Source organism: Gelidibacter algens, assembly GCF_001678675.1.
Lineage (GTDB): Bacteria > Bacteroidota > Bacteroidia > Flavobacteriales > Flavobacteriaceae > Gelidibacter > Gelidibacter algens.
Genome location: NZ_LZRN01000085.1, coordinates 1 through 5,554 on the forward strand (window position 1 = coordinate 1; position 5,554 = coordinate 5,554).

4 protein-coding genes are annotated in these 5,554 nt (G+C 31.5%); all 4 read right to left on the reverse strand.

What is annotated here, in order from left to right; all coding sequences use genetic code 11:
• Nucleotides 1–220: 220 nt before the first annotated feature.
• Entirely contained in the window at nt 221–3,316 is a 3,096-nt protein-coding gene (locus tag A9996_RS18855; protein ID WP_066438985.1) for a T9SS type A sorting domain-containing protein, read from the reverse strand.
• Nucleotides 3,317–3,603: 287 nt separating this feature from the next.
• Nucleotides 3,604–4,413, reverse strand: a complete 810-nt coding sequence (locus A9996_RS18860) for a DUF2306 domain-containing protein (protein ID WP_066438987.1) — start codon at nt 4,411–4,413, stop codon at nt 3,604–3,606.
• Between the two features lie 30 nt (nt 4,414–4,443).
• The gene (locus A9996_RS18865) at nt 4,444–4,890 is read right to left on the reverse strand and encodes a DinB family protein (protein ID WP_066438990.1); all 447 of its coding nucleotides are present in this window, start codon (nt 4,888–4,890) and stop codon (nt 4,444–4,446) included.
• A 25-nt stretch (nt 4,891–4,915) separates the two neighbouring features.
• Nucleotides 4,916–5,554: DUF4386 domain-containing protein (locus A9996_RS18870; protein WP_066438992.1), on the reverse strand; the 639-nt coding region annotated here is incomplete at its 5' end.

Here is a 5,554-nt window from a genome sequence, read left to right on the forward strand (position 1 = left end):
GTTTTCTATTTTATGGAAACTAATTTTTTTTTTGAACGATTTCAATTGGAGGAAAAACTTAAGTGAAAAAACGAAAAGGAAGTTAACTACATTCTAGTTTTGCTTTTATGGTCAATAACGTCTACTGCAGAAAGTTTAAGGGAAATTATGTGTTTATATGAGTTAAGTAAATTGAATCATTTATATAATCATTTTTAGCATTACTTCCTGATTTACTCAATCACTGATTAGTCACTATTAACTTTGTAGTCAATTTACCACTGTCTTTTTGAAGTTCCAAGACATAGATTCCTTTGGAAAGGGAATCTAATTTAATCTTCATTTTGTTTGTTCCTTGATTAAATACTTTATTAACCATTTCTTTTAAAAACCTACCATTGATATCATATAAACTAACCCTGACAAGTTCTGCTTCTTTCAAATTAAATGAAATGTTAGTTTCAGAATTTACAGTCGGATTAGGATAGCAATAGAAACGCAATTTCTCAATTTCTGGAAAAGTGGGCACACTCAAAATTTGATCATAGGGAATACTAAAAAACTTCAAACCTTCGAAAAACAACTCCTCATGAAACAGCCTTCCAGATAACAATAGATTCGAATTATTCAAAGGAATTAACTGTTTGGGTTCAAATAATGAATAATTTGGCCCTGTAAAATCAAATGATTCAGCAGATAAAAGGTCAAAACTTATCTTTGTTACTTTGGAAGAAATAAAAGGACCTGCCCAATTTATTAATCTTTTTGGGAAATTAAAATCATCTTGATTTTGAGTTAAAACATATAGGCTTTGGGCATCTAAAAATGCATCCTGATAGTAATTATTATCGTCCAGAATATAAGAACCTAACAAGTCACCATTTAAATCCCATGAAACCACTTCAAGGTTACTATCAAAAAATCCTCCTTTAAAATTAACCGTGTAAAAAGAGTTTGCATTCGCAGAATATAACAGTTTATTTAAAAAAATACTTTTATCCGCTTCGAAATATGCTGTTTGCCATAACAGTTGACCTTGTGATCCTACCTTAATCAAATGGATACCGCTAGAGAAACTCTGTGGGTCACTTGAACTTACTCCAAGATAAAACTCATTGTTATGAGATTGTAAATCCACCAATGATGAAGAATAATCTTGAATTGTATACATCATAAAATAATTTGTATTTCCTGAAGGTGATATACTTATGAGTGTTGGAACATTTGTTCCGTTATTTACTGATGTTGATGTTCCACCGATGAACAGATTGTCATTTTCGTCGAAGAGAATCTTCGTGGCATAATTATAGCTAAAGGATTCATCATCTGGTCTATACGCATTAGCAAAGATGAAATCACCATCTGAAGAGTATTTGGAAACGTGAATATCTGTTACGAAAGGAACCATTTGAGTCTCCGTCGCACTCACGATATAGATATTATTTTGACTATCCGTGCTAATCAATTCTGACTGAAAACTATTTAGATTCAATGTAGTTCCCCAAATTAATTGCAATGAATTTGTGAATTTCTTTAATTTCAGTTCAGTTGATTGCCCTTCTTTAATCATAACAACCACATCATCATTTTTATCCACTACTAATCTGACTGAAGTTAACCCAGAATCATCAATTAAATCCTCTGAAATGAAACTGCCATTGGCATCATGCTTTAATATGTAGCTTTTCTGTTTTAAAGCATTGGGATTGTCCGCATCAACATAAAAACTGCGAACCAAACTAAAGACATTACTATTTGAATCACCAACAGACTCCAGCACTTCAGTTTTTGATGAATTCTGCAACATGAATTTTGTGTTCCAAAGAAGTGAATTATCTGAATTGTTAATCTTTCGTACTTCATATACATTTCCTAATTGGCCATAAAATGTTGATGACACAAGAGCTTTACTATCGTTATAATTTATAACTTCAAAAAAATCATTGATAGTGAAATTTTGATCCAAATTATCAAAGTCGAAGGTATTGGAATTAATCAAATTACCTGAAATCAAAGAATAATTTGACGAATAAAATATGCTGCCAAAAGTTTCTGCATCAAATGCTATTGAATTCAAATAAATTTCGTTATTATCCATTGACATAGAAACCTTTGAAGGTGACAATTGATCAATAGAATTTTCTATCCAGTTTAAACTTCCATCCAAATTCAAAGATGACACAGTAAAACCATCTGCTACCCCTCCATAATGATATCCTCCTAAATATATTAAGTTTTGATTGTAGAAGATGTTTGTAATACGTGTGTTTTCTTCATCTACCTGATAGATCTGATTCCAAGATTCAACACCATTAGAATCATATTTTAAAGTCATAGATGAATAATAAAATTCTAATGAGAAATTATTGGCCACATAAATATTGTCATTATTGTCAATTACGAAATCAGTTGGCCAACCATCAGTAATTATAGATTCATTATTAATGATTGCCTCATGAGTTTTAAAAATTTTCCAAATTAGTGACCCATCACTACTATATTTTGCAGTGACTGTTTTGCTCTTTAAGTCTTCATCGAAACCAGTGCCACAAACGATAATATCTCCATTACTATCGTAATGTATCATTCTAGGTTCGTTCCAAGTTTGACTTGGAAAATCGTCTTCTATATTTTCCCAAACAATTTGACCATTGCTATTTATTTTAGAAATATAATATGTGACTTTTGAATTATGATATGTTATCCCTGCGATGTACATCTCTCCAAGCCCGTTAACTGTTAATGATGCAGGGACATCAAAACTGCTTGAATTGCCAAGCATAGTCTGCCAAATAAGCTCTCCGTCATTACTCATTTTAACCCCAATGACATCTGTGCTCGTTTGGTTCCAAAAATAGCCCACTATGTAAATGAAACCATCGCTATCCATGGCAATTTCAGTCCCAGAATTTACTGTAAATTCAGGTGAAGGGATTCTTAATGTCCATTCTATATCTCCCGTAGAATTCACTTTAATGGTTGTTATATCTCCTGAATTGTTTTCGATATTACCGCTACTGCCAGTAATGTAAATATTACCTTGAGAATCCGAACATTGAGCGCGCGGAATATTCATGGAACTTCCTGTAATTCCGTGGTAATCATAATCAACGTCAATCCTGCTCAATGAATTATTATGCTTACCATGCCATTTTTTCGATAAAGAAGATTCAAATTTGGAAATAAATCCATTTTTAAAAGAGGTTTCATATCCTTTGTAATTGGTGTAAGCGTTCAAATCTAAAGTTTGAGCTTTAATTAAGATAGGAATAGAAAATAAAGCACTAAACGTTAAAACGAATATATGTTTAGATCTAATAGTAATTGATTGTCTCATATGCTATATATTTTAGAAACAAATATTTGAAAACAATATCAAACAATCGACCTCGCCTGCAAGTAAAGACTTCAATTTTTTCCATTTAAGGAATACTATTTTTGTTTGAACTATTTTAATCGTATGTAAAAAATATTAAAAAAAACGGAATGGATAAGAATAACATCCTAATCTGGTATTTATGTTAAATAACGTCTTATGAACAAGGTTTAAGGAAAATAATATGGTTATTAGAGTTAAGTAGATTGAATTATATATAATCATGTTTTTTAAAACTGCTTCTCGATTTACTCCGCCATCATTGGAAACCATAAAGACGTACTTATCGAATAACTTCCAATTGCGATAATCAGAATAAAAAGAAAAAGAATAAAAGATGCACTATAATTCAAAATTGCTATGTTTTTTCTTTTGGCAAATAGGTATAATTCAAATAATATTAAAGGAATTGAATATTGGGAAATACTCAAAAAAGTCAAAAATGGGCCTTGAAACGTTTTGGGATCGTAACCATATGGCCCGTTATTCACGAACAACCAGAAAAACAATCCAACCCTAAAAAACCAAACACCATTGACCAACAAATAAAGTCGAATAGCCCAACTACTATGAATTTTGATATTTCTACGGACTGCGAAAAAAATAGTCATTGTCGCTGCGATTATTATCAAAATGGCGTTGATGCTAATGCTAATATGCTGTGCAAGTCCACCAACAGCTCCTCGACCCCAAACCATTGTCAATCCTGTTATACTTAATACATATGCTGTAAAAATAAAGATCCGACCATTCCAACGATGGAATTTTCGAAACCTGTTTCTGATTTTTGTAATTAGTTGAAGAGGACCACCTACGATAATAACTGCCGCCAAAAACAGGTGAAGACCTACAACCAAGTTGCCAATTACCTCTCCATTAACATAACCATGAGGAAGTATTTTATTCCAGTATTCACTATGTCCACTTAATGTTGCCTTTCCGTAAAATAGTATCACGTATGTCGCAAAAATAATCTGACTTACAACCGCTACTGAAAACCAAGAAATAACAACGGAATTCAAATATATTTGACTTTTTGATTTAATAGATTTTTTCATGCGAGAATTGAATGTTTTAGCTTTAGAATATTAAAAATCGAGAAACCTTCTGTGGTAATTTATTTGACCTACATGATAATTGAGATGCATAAGAGCATGGACTAACAAAAATTCTATTGATTCGGTACTTTCAAATTTTGAAATGGGATAATCTCTCTGTAATTCATCATTATTTAATGTTTTTAAAGTATTGTCTACAATTTCTACCAGTTCTTTAATTCTATAAATCATATATTCTCTAGAAGTATCGTCGGTTATAAATTCGAGTTCCCTATTTCTGACATAGTCAGTTTTACCTAAAACGTGTCCAATGAAATGGCTTAAATTCCCTATTAAATGAAGACAGAGATTTCCAGCCGAATTTGCAATTTCCTTGTCACGAATCCATAGATTATCTTCATCCTTATAAAGTTCAATTTCAATTTTGAGTTTTTTAAGCTCTCTTGAATAGAGCTTTCTATAGGATTCAATTAGCATATATCATTATATATTTCTGGTGTAATTAATCGACTCGTTTTTGCTTCGTTCCAATAATCAAGAGCCATAAGCAAATTCCTATTTCACCAATACTTGCCGGTATTTGTATATATGAAGCAATGCCAAGCGACGGATAATTAACGAAAAGTGTATTCCCAATAAAATTTATGAGATAACTAAAACAACCAAGCATTAAGAATATTCCGAAAATTTTTGGAATAAATCCTGACTTATATACCAAATAACCAAAAGGAAATAACCAAAGTCCAAAAAACACTGATGTAATTAAGTGACCGTTATCATAATGATTGAGATAAAGTAAAACTTGTGCTTGTATTTGTTCATTTGAAAATATTTTGAGATAATTTTCACCACTCATTACGGATAACACATTATATTGGTTTTGGATATTTATTAGAGCCATTGGAACGCTCACCACGGCCAATGCGACCATCAATAACGCATATTTATGATTAATTGGCTTTAGTAATTTGTATAAAACCAATGGTAAAAATAAAAAGGTGATATAGCAAATTATATAGCCAAGAAGGCCCATTCGGAAGAGTGTTTGATGTTCAAAAATATTATTAAAGGTGACCGTTGAATTGTCCCAGACAATTAGGTTTGACGGAACATACATTAAGCTGAATATCCCAGTTATTAC

Coding starts and splice junctions, on each gene's coding strand:
- A9996_RS18855 (WP_066438985.1), bottom strand. CDS start 3,316: ATGAGACAATCAATTACTATTAGATCTAAACATATATTCGTTTTAACG.
- A9996_RS18860 (WP_066438987.1), bottom strand. CDS start 4,413: ATGAAAAAATCTATTAAATCAAAAAGTCAAATATATTTGAATTCCGTT.
- A9996_RS18865 (WP_066438990.1), bottom strand. CDS start 4,890: ATGCTAATTGAATCCTATAGAAAGCTCTATTCAAGAGAGCTTAAAAAA.